The sequence below is a fragment of the Streptomyces sp. R302 genome, assembly GCF_012927245.1.
Lineage (GTDB): Bacteria > Actinomycetota > Actinomycetes > Streptomycetales > Streptomycetaceae > Streptomyces.
The window spans coordinates 156,214-172,444 of the sequence record NZ_JABBGE010000012.1 but is presented as its reverse complement, the minus strand read 5'-3'; the positions used below and the strand labels follow the sequence as shown (position 1 = coordinate 172,444).

10 protein-coding genes are annotated in these 16,231 nt (G+C 73.5%); 7 read left to right on the top strand and 3 right to left on the bottom strand.

Going from position 1 to position 16,231, the window contains the following annotated elements:
- Positions 1 to 182: 182 nt before the first annotated feature.
- Complete coding sequence (locus HHL19_RS31705; RefSeq protein WP_169093837.1) at positions 183 to 2,018, bottom strand: ABC transporter ATP-binding protein; 1,836 nt, start codon at positions 2,016 to 2,018, stop codon at positions 183 to 185.
- A gap of 97 nt (positions 2,019 to 2,115) precedes the next feature.
- On the opposite strand from HHL19_RS31705, the gene HHL19_RS31700 reads away from it, so the two are divergent.
- The 5 genes from HHL19_RS31700 (at position 2,116) to HHL19_RS31680 (ending at position 10,999) form a co-directional block, all read left to right on the top strand.
- Entirely contained in the window at positions 2,116 to 2,577 is a 462-nt protein-coding gene (locus HHL19_RS31700) for a MarR family transcriptional regulator (protein WP_169093836.1), read from the top strand.
- Positions 2,578 to 2,611: 34 nt separating this feature from the next.
- Entirely contained in the window at positions 2,612 to 5,536 is a 2,925-nt protein-coding gene (locus HHL19_RS31695; protein ID WP_169093835.1) for an FAD-binding and (Fe-S)-binding domain-containing protein, read from the top strand.
- A gap of 250 nt (positions 5,537 to 5,786) precedes the next feature.
- On the top strand, positions 5,787 to 7,211 hold the full coding sequence (locus tag HHL19_RS31690; protein ID WP_169093834.1) for a Gfo/Idh/MocA family oxidoreductase: 1,425 nt from the start codon (positions 5,787 to 5,789) through the stop codon (positions 7,209 to 7,211).
- A gap of 138 nt (positions 7,212 to 7,349) precedes the next feature.
- Positions 7,350 to 9,221, top strand: a complete 1,872-nt coding sequence (locus HHL19_RS31685; RefSeq protein ID WP_169093833.1) for an ABC transporter ATP-binding protein — start codon at positions 7,350 to 7,352, stop codon at positions 9,219 to 9,221.
- A complete protein-coding gene (locus HHL19_RS31680) occupies positions 9,218 to 10,999 on the top strand; it encodes an ABC transporter ATP-binding protein (RefSeq protein WP_169093832.1) in 1,782 nt (593 codons plus the stop codon). Before HHL19_RS31685 ends, HHL19_RS31680 begins: the two co-directional genes overlap by 4 nt.
- A gap of 44 nt (positions 11,000 to 11,043) precedes the next feature.
- On the opposite strand, the gene HHL19_RS31675 is transcribed toward HHL19_RS31680, so the two are convergent.
- Positions 11,044 to 11,973 carry a zinc-binding dehydrogenase gene (locus HHL19_RS31675; protein ID WP_169093831.1) on the bottom strand — a complete coding sequence of 310 codons (930 nt, stop codon included), beginning with the start codon at positions 11,971 to 11,973 and terminating at the stop codon, positions 11,044 to 11,046.
- 88 nt (positions 11,974 to 12,061) lie between these two features.
- Between HHL19_RS31675 and HHL19_RS31670 the strand changes: the two genes are divergently transcribed.
- On the top strand, positions 12,062 to 12,718 hold the full coding sequence (locus HHL19_RS31670) for a TetR family transcriptional regulator (RefSeq protein ID WP_169093830.1): 657 nt from the start codon (positions 12,062 to 12,064) through the stop codon (positions 12,716 to 12,718).
- 68 nt (positions 12,719 to 12,786) lie between these two features.
- Here HHL19_RS31670 and HHL19_RS31665 read toward each other — a convergent pair whose 3' ends face one another.
- The gene (locus HHL19_RS31665; RefSeq protein ID WP_169093829.1) at positions 12,787 to 13,578 is read right to left on the bottom strand and encodes a metal-dependent hydrolase; all 792 of its coding nucleotides are present in this window, start codon (positions 13,576 to 13,578) and stop codon (positions 12,787 to 12,789) included.
- Positions 13,579 to 13,710: 132 nt separating this feature from the next.
- On the opposite strand from HHL19_RS31665, the gene HHL19_RS31660 reads away from it, so the two are divergent.
- On the top strand, positions 13,711 to 16,224 hold the full coding sequence (locus HHL19_RS31660; RefSeq protein WP_169093828.1) for a DEAD/DEAH box helicase: 2,514 nt from the start codon (positions 13,711 to 13,713) through the stop codon (positions 16,222 to 16,224).
- The last annotated feature ends 7 nt before the right edge of the window (positions 16,225 to 16,231 follow it).

Sequence of the window (16,231 nt, the reverse complement as noted above, 5' to 3'; positions counted from 1 at the left end):
GTCAGACGAGCCAGCCCAGGAAGTGGAAGACGCCGGCGAGCAGATCGGTGATGACGTTCATGAGGGTGCTTCTCCTCGTACAGGTGTTTCGTGGGACAGCGCAGTCGCGGTCTGCAGCCCGTCGCTTGCGCACCGTAATCATCCGACGCCGTACGGGAGTTGGGCAATGAATCCCGGAACGATCACACGTTCGCGGGAACAACCGCTCGCACGTTCGCCTGTTCGTCGCGGCGGACCAGGGCGGCGTACCTGCCGTCCTTCGCCATCAGCTCCTCGTGGGTGCCGCTCTCGGCAATCCGGCCCGCCTCCAGGACGACGATCCGGTCCGCGTCGCGGACGGTGGAGAGGCGGTGGGCGATGGTGATCGTGGTGCGGCCCGCGGAGAGGGCGTCGATGGCCTGCTGGACCGCGTGCTCGGTACGGGTGTCGAGGGCGCTGGTCGCCTCGTCGAGGATGAGCACCGGCGGGTCGCGCAGGATCGTGCGGGCGATCGCCAGGCGCTGCTTCTCGCCGCCGGAGAAGCGGTAGCCGCGCTCGCCGACCAGGGTGTCGTACCCGTCGGGCAGCGAGGCGATGTGGTCGTGGATCTGGGCGGCGCGGGCGGCGGCCTCGATCTCCTCGTCGGTGGCCTCGGGCTTGGCGAAGCGGAGGTTGTCGGCGACGGAGGCGTGGAAGAGGTACGTCTCCTGGGAGACGACGCCGATCGCGGAGGCGAGGGTGTCGAAGCCGAGGTCGCGGACGTCGACGCCGTCCAGGGTGACCCGGCCGTCGGTGACGTCGTAGAGCCGGGGCACGAGGTAGCTGAGGGTGGACTTGCCGGAGCCGGTGGGGCCGACGACGGCGAGGCTGCCGCCGGCCGGCACGGTGAGGTCGATGCCGTCGAGGGTGGGGCGGCCGGCGCCCTCGGGGTCGTAGTGGAAGCGGACCCCCTCGAAGCCGATCTCGCCGCGGACGGTGTCGGGGCGGACGGGCTCCTCGGGCTCGGTGATGTCCACCGGGAGGTCGAGGTACTCGAAGATGCGCTGGAAGAGCGCGAGCGAGGTCTGGATCTGGACGCCGGTGGAGAGCAGGCTCACGGTGGGCCGGAAGAGGCCCTGCTGGAGGGAGACGAAGGCGACCAGGGTGCCGAGGGATATCGCGGCGCCGCCGGCCTGCACGGCGAAACCGGCCGCCCAGTAGAGCAGGGCGGGCATGGCGGCCATGACGATGCCGATGACGGACATCCGCCAGCGCCCGGCCATGGAGGAGCGCACTTCGAGGTCGACGAGGCGCTCGGACTCCCGGGAGAAGGACTCGGTCAGCGAGTCGGCGCGGCCCATGGTGCGGCCGAGGAGGATGCCGCTGACGGAGAGCGACTCGGTGACGGTCGCCGCCATGGCGGCCATCTGCTTCTGCCGCTGGGTGGTGATCCGCTTCCGCTCGTCGCCGACCCGCCGGCTGATCCACACGAAGACGGGGAGCAGGAGCAGGGAGAAGAGGGTGAGCCGCCAGTCGAGCGCGAGCATGGCGACGACGGTGGCGACGACGGCGGTGACGTTGGAGACCAGGGAGGTGGCCGTGGAGGTCACGGTGGCCTGCATGCCGCCGATGTCGTTGGCGATCCGGGACTGGACCTCTCCGGTCCTGGTCCGGGTGAAGAAGGCGAGCGGCATCCGCTGGAGCCGGCCGTAGACGGCGGTGCGCAGGTCGTGCATGACGCGCTGGCCCACCGTGGTGGAGATCAGGGTCTGGAGCACGCCGAAGACGCCGGTCAGGACGGCGGTGACGATCATGCCGAGGGCGAGCAGGCTGAGCAGCCCGGTGCGCCCCTGGGGGATCGCGGTGTCGAGGATCTCCTTGAGGAGGAACGGGGTGGCGACCGAGACCAGCGAGGCGGCGGCGACCAGGAGGCCGACGAGCGCGAGGCGGGCGCGGTAGGGACGGAAGAGGCCGAGGATGCGCCGCAGCTGCGCGGGCTCCTTCGGCTGCGCGGGATCGCGCGGCGGTGGTGTCCAGGTGGACTCGTCGTGGGGGCGCATGGGCTCCTTCGAGGGTACGGGACAGGAGAGTACGGTTCGGACCATAGCTCACTCTTACCTATGTTCACAATGAGCGTGGTCCTGATAGTGTTCCCCCATGAACACCCCCGTCCCGAGCACCCCCGACCCCGACGGGCTCCTCGCCGAGCAGCTGCTCCGGCTCACCCGCCGGCTGCACCGCATCCAGAAGCGCCATCTGGAGCCGGTCGGCATCACCCCGGCCCAGTCCCGGCTGCTGCGCACGGTCGCCCACTACGGGGACGCCCCGCCCCGGATGGCCGACCTCGCCGCCCGTCTCGAAGTGGTCCCCCGCGCCGTCACCAGCCTCGTCGACGGCCTGGAGGCGGCCGGGCGGGTGCGCCGGGTGCCCGATCCGAGCAACCGCCGGGTCATCCGGATCGAGCTCACCGACGAGGGGCGCGCCACGCTGCGGGAGCTGCGCAGCGCGCGCCGGGCGGCCGCAGAGGACATCCTGGCTCCATTGACCGTCGAACAGCGCGAGGTGCTCGGAGGTCTGCTGACCGCCCTGGCCGGGCCCGTCCCGGGGAGCGGCTGCTGACGCCGCCGGCGCCCGCGCCGAGGGGAGCCGAGCCATGCCGCTGCTGGAACCGAACCCGCGGGCCCTCAGCCCGGGCCGGAAGCGGACCCCGGCTCCCGACCGGGTCCCGGACCTCCAGGCACGCGGCACGCCGCGGCGGCTGCGCGAGGAGCTGGCGGCGCTCCTCGGCCCCGGGAAGGTCCTCTCCGGCGTCTCCGACCTGGTGCGGTACGCCTCCGACGCCAGCCCCTACCGGTTCCTGCCGCAGGTGGTCGTGGTCGCCGAGGACGTCGACGACGTCTCGGCCGTGCTCTCGTACGCGCACGGCAAGGGCCGCGAGGTGGTCTTCCGGGCCGCCGGGACCAGCCTCAACGGGCAGGCGCAGGGCGAGGACATCCTCGTCGACGTCCGCCGCCACTGGGCCGGCGTGGAGGTCCTGGGCGGCGGCGCCCGCGCCCGGATCCGCCCCGGCACCACCGTCGTCCGCGCCAACGCGGCCCTCGCGCCGTACGGCAGGGTGCTCGGGCCCGACCCGGCCAGCGCGGTCGCCTGCACGATCGGCGGGGTCGTCGCCAACAACGCCTCCGGGATGACCGCCGGCACCACCCGGAACTCCTACAAGACGGTCGCCTCCCTCACCTTCGTGCTGCCGAGCGGCACCATCGTCGACACCGCCGACCCGGCCGCCGACGAGGAGCTGGCCCGGGCCGAGCCCCGGCTGTGCGCGGGGCTGCTCGCGCTGAAGGCCGAGATCGAGGCCGACGCGGAGCTGACGGACCGGATCCGCGCCAAGTACCAGATCAAGAACACCAACGGCTACCGCCTCGACGCCTTCCTCGACGGCGCCACGCCGGTGGAGATCCTGCGCGGCCTGATGGTCGGCTCGGAGGGCACCCTCGGCTTCCTCTCCGAGGTCGTCTTCGACACCCTGCCGCTCGACCGGCTCGTCTCCACCGCGCTGCTCTTCTTCCCCTCCCTGCCCGCCGCCGCGGCGGCGGTGCCGCGCTTCAACGAGGCCGGGGCGCTCGCCGTCGAGCTGATGGACGGCAACACCCTGCGGGCCTCGGTGCGCGTGCCCGGCGTCCCCGCCGACTGGGCGGAGCTGCCGAAGGACACCACGGCGCTGCTCGTCGAGTTCCGGGCGCCGGACGAGGCGGCGCTCGCCGCGTACGAGGAGGCGGCGCGCGAGGTTCTCGCCGGGCTCGGCCTGGTCGCCCCGGTGGCCTCCGTCGCCAACGCCTTCACCCGGGACGCGGGCACGATCGGCGGCTACTGGAAGGCCCGGAAGGCCTTCGTGACGGCCGTCGGCGGCTCCCGCCCGTCCGGTACGACCCTGATCACCGAGGACTTCGCGGTGCCCCCGGCCCGGCTCGCCGAGGCCTGCGCCGAGCTGCTCGACCTGCAGGCCCGGCACGGCTTCGACGCGGCCGTCGCCGGTCACGCCGCCCACGGCAACCTCCACTTCCTGCTCGCCTTCGACGCCGCGGACCCGGCGGACGTCGAGCGGTACGCCTCCTTCATGGACGAGTTCTGCAAGCTCACCGTCGAGCGGTTCGACGGCTCGCTGAAGGCCGAGCACGCCACCGGCCGCAACATCGCCCCCTTCCTGGAGCTGGAGTGGGGCCCGAAGGCGACCGGGCTGATGTGGCGGACCAAGGAGCTCGTCGACCCCGACGGGGTCCTCGCCCCGCGGATCGTCCTCGACCGCGACCCGCAGGCCCATCTGCGCGGCCTGAAGACCATCCCGTCCGTGGAGCGGATCGCCGACCCGTGCATCGAGTGCGGATTCTGCGAACCGACCTGCCCCAGCCACGACCTGACGACCACTCCGCGCCAGCGGATCGTGCTGCGCCGGGAGATGCTGCGGCAGGCCGACGGCTCCCCCGTCGAGCTCCGGCTCCTGGAGGCGTACGGCTACGACGCCGTCGACACCTGCGCCGGCGACTCCACCTGCAGGCTGGCCTGCCCGGTCGGCATCGACACCGGCGCGCTGATGAAGGAGTTCCGGCACGAGCGGCACTCCCCGCGCGAGGAGCGGATCGCCGCCCTCGCCGCGCGGCGCTTCCGGGCCGTGGAGGCCTCCGCGCGGCTCGCGGTGGGCGCCGCGGACCGGCTCGGCGACGGCCTCCTGGCGCGGGTGACCGGCCTCGCCCGCAAGGCCGTCCGGCCCGACCTCGTACCGGAGTGGCTGCCGGAGATCCCCGGCGCGGCGCCCCGCCGGCTGCCCCGCACCCACCGTCCGGCGGCCGTCGCCGTCTACTACCCGGCCTGCGTCAACCGCGTCTTCGGCAATCCGGACGACGCTCCCGGCCCCTCCCTCCCCGAGGCCGTCGTCGCCGTCTCCGCCAGGGCCGGGAAACCCGTGTGGATCCCCGACGACGTGGCCGGCACCTGCTGCGCCACGATCTGGCACTCCAAGGGGTACGAGCGGGGCAACGAGGTGATGGCCAACCGGATCGTCGAAGCCGCCTGGGGCTGGACCGCCGGCGGCCGGCTCCCGCTGGTCGTCGACGCCTCCTCCTGCGCCCTCGGCCTCGCCCACGAGGTCGTCCCGTACCTCACCGAGGACAACCGCGCCCTGCACGCCGAACTGACCGTGGTGGACTCCCTGGTGTGGGCCGCCGAGGAACTCCTCCCCCGCCTGGAGGCCCGCCGGACCGTGGGCTCCGCGGTCGTCCACCCCACCTGCTCGATGCGGCACCTCGGGGACGCCGACCGGCTCACCGAACTCGCGGAGTTCTGCGCCGAGGAGGTCGTCGTACCGGTCGACGCGGGCTGCTGCGCCTTCGCCGGCGACCGGGGCATGCTCCATCCGGAGCTGACGGCCTCGGCGACGGCCCGGGAGGCCGCCGAGGTCACCGCCCGCCCCTTCGACGCCCACCTCTCGGCCAACCGCATGTGCGAGATCGGCATGGACCGGGCCACCGGCCGCCGATACCGCTCGGCGCTGCTCGCCCTGGAGGAGGCGACCCGCCCCTGAGACCGCCCCGGCCGCCGCCAAGGCCGACCGTCAAGGCCGACAGGGCCCCTCACCCTCGCAGGTGAGGGGCCCTTCCCATGTTCGATTACCGGCCGTCCGGTGCCGCGCACCGCTGGGGAATCCGGAACAGTAAAGTCCAACGACCCGCCGCAGGAGTCCAAACAGGCATCCTTGCGCGCCACAGGTCACAGGGGCCAGGGTCCTGAGCGGGATTCATGAACCAGCCGCCCGGACAGCCTCTGGAGGTTCCATGAACGAGCAGTCACCCCACGACCCGAGCCGCCGATCAGTCCTCAGGACCACGGCGGGAGCCGCCGGCGCGAGCCTCGGTCTCGGCGCCCTCGGCACCGGCGCCGCCCACGCCGCCGGACCGGCCGCCACCGCCCCCGACCCGGCCGCCACCGGGACCGCCGCGGCGCCGAAGCGCCAGGGGGCCACCATGGCCGGCGTCCCCTTCGAGGGGCGCTCCACCGTCCGGGTCGGCATCATCGGCCTCGGCAACCGCGGTGGCAGCATGATCGACAACTTCCTCGTCGTCCCGGGCGTCCGGGTGGTCGCCGTCTGCGACCCGGTGCGCGCCAAGGCCGAGCGGGCCGCCGCCAAGGTCACCGCCGCCGGGCAGCCCGCCCCCGCCGTCTACACCAACGGCGAGAACGACTACGAGAAGCTGTGCGCCCGCACCGACCTCGACTTCGTGTACGTGGCCACGCCCTGGGAGCTGCACTTCCCGATGGCCAAGGCGGCGATGCTGAACGGCAAGCACGTCGGCGTCGAGTGTCCCGTCGCCATGGAGCTCCAGGAGCTGTGGGAGCTGGTCGACCTCTCCGAGCGGACCCGGCGCCACTGCATGCAGCTGGAGAACTGCTGCTACGGACGGAACGAGCTGCGGGTCCTGCGGATGGCGCACGCCGGGAAGTTCGGGCAGCTGCTGCACGGCGCCGGGGCGTACAACCACGACCTGCGCGGCCTGATGTTCTCGCCGACGTACTACGAGGGGCCCTGGCGGCGGCGGTGGCACACCCGGCTGCGCGGAGACCTCTACCCCAACCACGGCTTCGGCCCGGTCGCCAACTACATGGACGTCAACCGGGGCGACCGGGTGGTGAGCATCAGCAGCTTCGGCACCCCGGCGCTCGGGCTCGCCGAGTACCGCGCCGCGCACATGCCGGCCGGCGACCCGAGCTGGAAGGAGTCGTACATCGGGGCCGACCGGACCATCAGCCTCGTGCAGACCGCCAAGGGCCGGGTCATCCGGCTCGAACACGACGTGTCCACCCCGCATCCGTACAGCAGGATCAACAGCCTGGGCGGCACGAAGGGCGTCTTCGAGGACTACCCGGCCCGGATCTACATCGAGCCGGACCACACCGACGACCGGTGGGCCGACTTCTCCGCCTACGCCGACGAGTTCGACCACTGGCTGTGGAAGGAACACGCCAACCCGCCGGGCGGGCACGGCGGCATGGACTACATCATGGTCTTCCGGCTGATGCAGTGCGTGCGGCTCGGGCTCGTGCCGGACTTCGACGTGTACGACGCGGCGACGTGGACGGCCCCGGTGCCGCTGAGCCACGCCTCCATCCGGGCGAACGGCGCGCCGCAGCAGATCCCCGACTTCACGCGCGGCGAATGGCGCCGGGCCCGCTCGGGGATGGACTCGCCCCGACCTGCCTGAGGCACCGGGCCACCGGGCGTCCGGGCACGAAAATCGATTGCCCGCCTCCGGCTGAGGGGGCCAGGCTGGAACGGTTTCCCCCGCGGCGCCGCACACCGACGGCCCGCCCCCCAGCCACACCCGGAGACGTGGGACGCCATGCAGATCCGAGACCTTCCCTACGCCGACCCGGGGGTGCCCGACGTCCGTTCGGGCACCCGCTTCCTGATCTGGCTGGGGCGCATGCAGCTCGGCGGGCAGGTGCGGTCGCTGCTGTGGGGGCTGCTGCTCCAGCTGTCGATCGCCGGCCTTCCGGTCGGCGTCGGCATCGCCGTGCAGGCCGTCGTCGACGGCGACGGCGGGCGGCTCGCGGCCGGCTGCGGGGTGGTCGCGGCGCTCGGCGCCGGGATCGCCGTCGGCGACACGATGCTGCACCGCACCGCCGTCACCAACTGGATCACCGCCGCCGCGCGGGTCCAGCAGCTCCTCGCCCGCAGGACCGCCGAGCTCGGCTCGCTGCTGACCCGGCGGGTCGCGGCCGGAGAAGTCGTATCCGTATCAACGGGTGACGTCGAAAAAATCGGATGGTTCGTCGAGGCGTTCTCGCGGTTCGCCGCCGCCGTCCTCACCCTCCTCGCCGTCTGCGTCGGGCTGATCGTGTACGAGCCGGCGCTCGGCGCCGTCGTCGCGGTGGGCGTCCCGGCGCTCGCGCTGGCCGCGCTTCCGCTGCTGCCGCGCGCCACCCGGCGGGCGGACGTGCAGCGCGAGAAGGCCGGCAAGGCCACCGAACTCGCCGCCGACACGGTCGCCGGACTGCGCGTGCTGCGCGGCATCGGCGGCGAGGAGCTGTTCCTCGGCCGCTACCGGGCCGCCTCGCAGGAGGTCCGCCGCGCGGCCGTGCGCAGCGCCCGGATGTGGGCGCTGATCGCCGCCGTCCAGGTGCTCCTTCCGGGGCTGCTGCTGATCGCCGTGGTGGCGTACGGGGCGGGGCTGGTGCTCGACGGCCGGATCACGGTCGGCGCGCTGGTCACCGTCTACGGCGCGGTGGCCCTCACCCACCATCCGCTGCGGAACGTGGAGGAGATCGCGATGGCGTACGCCTTCTCCCGGCCCTCCGCGAAGCGCGCCGCGCGGGTGCTCGCGCTCACCCGGGTGACCGAGCCGGCCGGGGACTCCCGGGACCGGCGGGCGTCCGGTGACCTGTACGACCCGGTGAGCGGACTCATCGCGCCCGCCGGGCAGTTCACGGCCGTGGTGTGCGGGGACCCGGACGCGGCCGGCCGGCTCGCGGAGCGGCTCGGCGGGCATCCGGCCGAACCGGGCGACGACCACGTCTCGGTGCGGCTCGGCGGGGTGCCGCTCGACGAGCTGTCGCTGGACGCGGCCCGGACGGCCGTCCTGGTCCAGGACAAGGAGCCGGTCCTGCTGTCCGGCACCCTCCACGAGCTGCTCGACGTGCCGTCGTCCGGCGCGGTCCGGCCGGAGGAGGCGCTCGCCGCGGCCCAGTGCGGTGACGTCCTCGACGCGCTCGCGCAGGCGTCGGTGGACACCGACGGCGACCCGATGCGGACCCGGATCACCGAGCGGGGCCGTTCGCTCTCCGGCGGGCAGCGGCAGCGTCTCGCGCTGGCCCGCTCGCTGGCGACCGACCCGGAGGTGCTCGTCCTCGACGAGCCGACCTCGGCGGTCGACTCGCACACCGAGGCGCGGGTCGCGGCGGGCGTGCGCAAGCTGCGCGCGGGCGGCACGACGGTGGTGCTGGCCTCCTCGCCGCTGCTCCTGGACCTGGCGGACCGGGTGGTCCTGGTCCACGAGGGCCGGGCCGTCGCCCACGGCACGCACCGCGACCTGCTCGCCGGGGAGCCGCTCTACCGGGCGGTCGTCACCCGGGAGACGGAGGACGGGACGGGCGACGGGACGGGCGACGGGACGAACGCCGGGACGGACGACACGACCGGCGACGACAAGGATTCCGGACTCGCCGCGACGACCGCGGCCGGACACGAAGCACTGGAAGGGGAGACGGCATGATCGGCCTGGCGCCGCCCGCGTACGACCCGGCGGCCCCGACGACCGCCACCACCCTGCCCGTCGCCGCCGGCGCGACCGTGCGGGCCTATGTCCGCGAGCTGCTGCGCCGGCACCGCACGGCGTTCCTGGTCCTCGTCGGCGTGAACGCGGTGGCCGTGATCGCCTCCATGGTGGGGCCGTACGTGCTCGGCCAGGTGGTGGACCGGCTCGCCGAGGGCGCGCGGGAGCTCCGTCTGGGGCCCGCGGTCGCGCTGTTCGCCGTCGCGCTCGCCGTGCAGGCCTTCTTCGTGCGGCTGGTCCGGCTGCGCGGGGCGATGCTCGGCGAGGAGATGCTCGCCGACCTCCGGGAGGACTTCCTGGTCCGCGCGGTCGGGCTGCCGCCGGGCGTCCTGGAGCGGGCGGGCACCGGCGACCTGCTCTCCCGGATCACCACCGACGTGGACCGGCTGGCCAACGCCATGCGCGAGGCCGTGCCGCAGCTCGTCATCGGCGTGGTCTGGGCGGGGCTGCTGATCGGCGGGCTCGCGATCACCGCGCCGCCGCTCGCGCTCGCCGTGGTGATCGCCGCGCCGCTGCTGATCGCCGGCTGCCGCTGGTACTTCAAGCGGGCGCCGTCCGCGTACCGTTCGGAGGCGGCGGGGTACGCGGCCGTGGCGGCCGCGCTGGCCGAGACGGTCGACGCGGGCCGCACGGTCGAGGCGCACCGGCTCGGCGCGCGCCGGGTGGCGCTCTCGGACCGGCGGATCCAGGAGTGGACCCGATGGGAGCGGTACACGCTCTACCTGCGGGCGGTGCTCTTTCCGGTGGTCAACCTGACGCACACGCTGGTGCTGTGCGGGGTCCTCGCCATCGGCGGCTTCTGCGTCTTCCGGGGCTGGATGGACGTCGGGCAGCTGACGACGGGCGCGCTCCTCGCCCAGATGCTGGTGGACCCGATCGGGATCGTGCTGCGCTGGTACGACGAGCTCCAGGTGGCGCAGGTGTCGCTGGCCCGTCTCGTGGGCGTGCGCGACATCGAGCCGGAGCCCGGCGACGCGTCGGTGCGGCCGGAGGGCCGTTCGGTCGAGGCGGCCGACGTGCGCTTCGGCTACCGGGAGGGCGTGGATGTACTGCACGGGGTGTCGCTGGCGGTGGCTCCGGGCACCCGGCTCGCGCTCGTCGGCCCCTCGGGGGCGGGCAAGTCGACCCTGGGCCGGCTGCTCGCGGGCATCTACGGGCCGCGCGCCGGTGAGGTCACGCTCGGCGGGGCCGAGCTGGCCCGGATGCCTGCCGAGCGGGTCCGCGAGCACGTGGCGCTGGTCAATCAGGAGCACCACGTCTTCGTGGGCACGCTCCGCGACAACCTGCTGCTCGCCCGCCCGGAGGCCGGGGACCCGGAGCTGTGGTCGGCGCTCGCGGCCGTGGACGCGGAGGCCTGGGCGCGGGCGCTCGACGCGGGCCTGGACACCGAGGTCGGTTCGGGCGGCAGGACGCTGACCCCGGCGCAGGCCCAGCAGATCGCGCTGGCCCGTCTGGTCCTCGCCGATCCGCACACGCTGGTCCTGGACGAGGCGACCTCGCTCCTCGACCCGCGCGCGGCCCGCCATCTCGAGCGTTCCCTCGGACGGGTCCTGGACGGGCGGACGGTGGTCGCGATCGCCCACCGCCTGCACACCGCGCACGACGCCGACCTGATCGCGGTCGTCGAGGACGGCCGGATCAGCGAACTGGGCCACCACCACGACCTGGTCGCGGCGGACGGCGCGTACGCGGCGCTGTGGCGGTCCTGGCACGGCTAGGAGCGGTGCCGCAGGCCCCGCGGGGCCGTCCGGAGAAGGCGGCGTCAGGAGAACGTGAGGACCGCCTTGCCGTGGAGGTCGCCGGCGCGGAGGGCGGCGACGGCGTCCGCGGCGGCGCTCCAGTCGCCGCGCCAGGCGATGCCGGGGTCGAGCTCGCCGTCCGCGACGCGGTGGGCGAGCCACCCGAGGTCGCGGTCGAGTCCGGTGCAGCCGAGCAGGAAGAAGGTGACGAGGGACCGGTCGTGGCGTCCCTCGTCGCCGAAGAGCGCCCCGAAGGGGAAGTCCTCGCCGCGGCCGGCGGCGTGACCGACGGCGACGAGCGTGCCGCCCTCGCGGAGCGTCCCGTACGCCTCGACGAGCCGGTCGCCGCCCACCAGGTCGAGCACGCCGTCCACCGGCCGTGCGGCCTCCTTCGGGGCGGCGACCACCTCGTGCGCGCCGAGGCGGCGCAGCAGGTCGCCGTGGGCGTCGGGGTCGCCCGTGCAGGCGACGACGTGCGCGCCGGCGGCGCGGGCGAGCTGGACGGCGTACCGGCCGACGCCTCCGGTGGCCCCGGTGACCAGGACGTCCCGTCCGAGGAGGGGGCCGAGCCGGTGGAGGGCGCGCAGGGCGCTGGTGGCGGCGACGGGGACCGTGGCCAGGGCGGCGGGGTCGGCTCCGGCGGGCGCGGTTCCGATCATCGCGGTGTCGACGGCCCGGAGTTCGGCCCAGGCCCCGTCCCCCATGAGGGTCACGACGGGTGTTCCGGCGGCCGGTCCCGTGCCGTCGGCGGCGGCCCGTTCGACCACTCCGGCGGCGTCCCAGCCGAGGACCGTGCCCGGGGGCGCGGAGTTCAGGGCGAAGGCGATCTCGCCCGCGTTGAGGGAGGTCGCGGTGGTGCGGACGAGTGCCTGGTGGGGTGCGGGGACGGGGTCGGGGGCGGTGCCGAGGCGGAGGCCGCCGGGGGCCGAGGGGTCGACGAGAAGCGCGCGCACGGGTGTCCTCCATCGGACGAGCCATCAAAATGCCACTGAGTGGCATAAGCCTATAGGGGGCGTTCGCCGCTCCGATACAGTGGGGCCGATGACGGCCGAGACCCCTCCCCCGCTCCCGCTGCGGGAACGCAAGAAGCTCCGCACCCGGCAGACCCTGGTCACCACCGCGCTCGAACGCTTCGGCGCGCACGGCTTCGACGGCGTGACGCTCGACGGGCTCTGCGAGGCGGCCGAGGTGTCGAAGCGGACCTTCTTCCGCTACTTCGACAGCAAGGAGGACGTCGCCATGGCCCCCACCCAGGACCTGTGGACCGCCTTCCTCGACGTCCTGGACACCGACCCGCAGGACGCGCCGGAGGCGCGGCGGCCGCTCCTCGCCGTCCTCGCGGACCGCCTCGCCGAGGCGCTCGCCCGGATGCCGGCCGACGGCTGGGCCGAGCGCGCCCTGGCGAGCCGCCGGCTCGCCGCGCGCACGCCGTCGATGGACGCCCACGGCCTCGCGTTCTGCGACCGCACCACCCGTGCCGCGCTGCTGGTGCTCGACCGCCGCTTCACCCTCGACGGACCCGGCACCCTCCGCGCCCGCCTGGCGCTCGACATGCTCGTCTCCGCGTTCCACCAGGCGCTTGAGGCCTGGGTGGCGCAGCCGGCCGGCCACACCGTCGAGGACCTGACGCGCCGGCTGCGGGCGGTCGCGGCGGAGCTGCCGCACGCGGTCACCGCGACGGCGGCCCCGCACGCCTGAGCCGTACGGATACGGGGAGGGGCCGCACCGGAAACGATCCGGTGCGGCCCCTCCCCGTACGCGTACGGCTAGAAGAATCCGAGGGCCGAGGCTCCGCCGATGCCGCCGAGGAGCATGAAGGCCGGCATGAGGACCTTCAGCTCGACCCAGCTGCCGGCGCGGAAGCGCATGCCCTTCGGGGGGCCGATGGGGTACCAGCGCTTGCGGCCGATGGGGATCGGCCACAGGATCGGGCAGCCGGAGACGGTGAGCGCGTCGCCGACGTCGTGGACGAGGGCGCCGAGGACGACCGGCAGGCCCAGCCACAGGTACTCCTGGCCGGGGCCGGTGAAGAGCCAGTCGGAGCCGTTGCCCGGCTGGTCGAGGACGCCCGCGAGGATCCAGGCGCTGGTCGCGCCGAGCAGCCAGACCAGGACGTCGCTGGACATCCGGGCGGCCCGCCACAGCAGCCCCTCGACCGCGAGCACGAGGTGGACGAAGAGGATCGCGAGGACCGCCCAGCGCCCGCCGGTCACGGCCGCCACCGAGCAGCCGCCGCCGATGAGGACCGCCCACAGCCAGGTGTGGGTGAGGGTGCGGTGGCCGCCGGAGCGGCGCGGGTCCTGGGGGCTGCGGGTCGCCTTGTAGACGGCGTACGACAGCTTGTCGACGATCTCGCACAGGCCCCGGGAGACGGGGCCGAAGGCGCGCGAGATGGTGGCCGACTTGTGGTCGAGGTCGGGGGCGAGGGCCGCGCCCGCGCACAGCAGCGCGCCGGCGAGCAGCACCGGCCAGGGCATCGGGTGGTCGAAGGCGGCCGCGGCGGCTCCGACGCCCAGCCAGGCCGCCGCGCCGGACAGTGAGTGCGCCGGTCCCATCATGGTCGGTGTCGCCCCGTTTCTCCCCTGCCGGCGCCGAGTTGACGGCCGGTCGACGGACCAGCCTAGCGGGCGTGATCTTGGCCTCCGGCGGCCGGTTCCCTCATCCGGGCGGAATGCAGGCAAGATGGGAGCGTGACCCTTATCGATCAGCTGCCGCCGACCGCCGACCCCGACGCCCTCTTCGAGGCCTTCTCCGCCTGGGCCGAGGAGCGCGGCATCTCGCTCTACCCGGCGCAGGAGGAGGCGCTGATCGAGGTGGTGTCGGGGGCGAACGTCATCCTGTCGACCCCCACCGGGTCCGGGAAGTCGCTGGTCGCGGCGGGCGCCCACTTCACCGCGCTCGCCAACGACCAGGTCACCTTCTACACCGCGCCGATCAAGGCCCTGGTGTCGGAGAAGTTCTTCGACCTGTGCAAGATCTTCGGCACCGAGAACGTCGGCATGCTGACCGGCGACGCGTCCGTGAACGCGGACGCGCCCGTCATCTGCTGCACGGCCGAGGTGCTCGCCTCGATCGCGCTGCGCGACGGCAAGGACGCCGACATCGGCCAGGTCGTCATGGACGAGTTCCACTTCTACGCGGAGGCGGACCGGGGCTGGGCCTGGCAGATCCCGCTGCTCGAACTCCCCCAGGCGCAGTTCGTGCTGATGTCGGCGACGCTCGGCGACGTGTCGATGTTCGAGAAGGACCTGACCCGGCGCACCGGCCGGCCGACCTCGGTGGTCCGCTCGGCGACCCGGCCCGTGCCGCTCTCGTACGAGTACCGGCTGACGCCCATCACCGACACCCTGACCGAGCTCCTGGAGACCAAGCAGGCGCCCGTCTACATCGTGCACTTCACGCAGGCCCAGGCCGTCGAGCGAGCGCAGTCGCTGATGAGCATCAACATGTGCACGCGCGAGGAGAAGGACAGGATCGCCGAGCTGATCGGCAACTTCCGCTTCACCACCAAGTTCGGCCAGAACCTCTCCCGGTACGTCCGCCACGGCATCGGCGTGCACCACGCCGGCATGCTGCCGAAGTACCGGCGGCTCGTGGAGAAGCTGGCGCAGGCCGGTCTGCTCAAGGTGATCTGCGGGACGGACACCCTCGGCGTCGGCGTCAACGTGCCGATCCGCACGGTGCTCTTCACCGCCCTCACCAAGTACGACGGCAACCGCGTCCGCACGCTGCGCGCCCGTGAGTTCCACCAGATCGCGGGCCGGGCCGGCCGGGCCGGCTTCGACACCGCCGGCTTCGTGGTGGCACAGGCCCCCGAGCACGTCATCGAGAACGAGAAGGCGCTGGCGAAGGCGGGCGACGACCCGAAGAAGCGCCGCAAGGTGGTCCGCAAGAAGGCCCCCGAGGGCTTCGTCGCCTGGAGCGACACCACCTTCGAGAAGCTGCAGACCGCCGAGCCGGAGCCGCTGACCTCCCGCTTCAAGGTCACCAACATCATGCTGCTCTCGGTGATCGCCCGCCCGGGGAACGCCTTCGAGGCGATGCGCAAGCTCCTGGAGGACAACCACGAGCCGCGCAAGGCGCAGCTGCGGCACATCCGCCGGGCCATCGCGATCTACCGCTCGCTGCTCGACGGCGGTGTGGTGGAGCAGCTGGACACCCCCGACGCCGAGGGCCGCCACATCCGGCTCACGGTCGACCTCCAGCAGGACTTCGCGCTGAACCAGCCGCTGTCGACCTTCGCGCTCGCCGCCTTCGACCTGCTCGACCCGGAGTCCCCCTCGTACGCCCTCGACATGGTCTCGGTCGTCGAGTCGACGCTCGACGACCCGCGCCAGATCCTCCACGCCATGCAGAACAAGGCGCGCGGCGAGGCCGTCGGGCAGATGAAGGCGGACGGCGTCGAGTACGAGGAGCGGATGGAGCGGCTCCAGGACGTCTCGTACCCGAAGCCGCTGGAGGAGCTGCTCTGGCACGCGTACAACGTGTACCGGAAGTCGCACCCCTGGGTCGGCGACCACCCGGTGTCGCCGAAGTCCGTCATCCGTGACATGTACGAACGGGCCATGACCTTCACGGAGTTCACCGCCCACTACGAGCTGGCGCGCACCGAGGGCATCGTGCTGCGCTACCTGGCGAGCGCGTACAAGGCGCTCGACCACACCATCCCGGACGACCTGAAGACGGACGACCTGGAGGACCTCATCGCCTGGCTGGGCGAGATGGTGCGCCAGGTGGACTCCTCGCTGCTCGACGAGTGGGAGCAGCTCGCCAACCCGGAGGTCCAGACCGCCGAGGAGGCGCAGGAGAAGGCCGACCAGGTCAAGCCCGTCACGGCCAACGCCCGCGCCTTCCGCGTCCTGGTGCGCAACGCGATGTTCCGGCGGGTGGAGCTGGCGGCGCTCGACAAGGTCGGCGCGCTCGGCGAGATGGACGCCGACGCCGGCTGGGACGCGGACGCGTGGGGCGAGGCGATGGACGCGTACTGGGACGAGTACGACGACCTGGGCACCGGACCGGACGCGCGCGGCCCCAAGCTGCTCGCCATCGAGGAGGACGCGGCGCACGGCCTGTGGCGCGTCCGGCAGACCTTCGCCGACCCGAACGGCGACCATGACTGGGGCATCAGCGCGGAGGTGGACCTGGCCGCCTCCGACGAGGAGGGCCGGGCGGTCGTCCGCGTGACGTCGGTCGGACAGCTGTAGAGGAGTT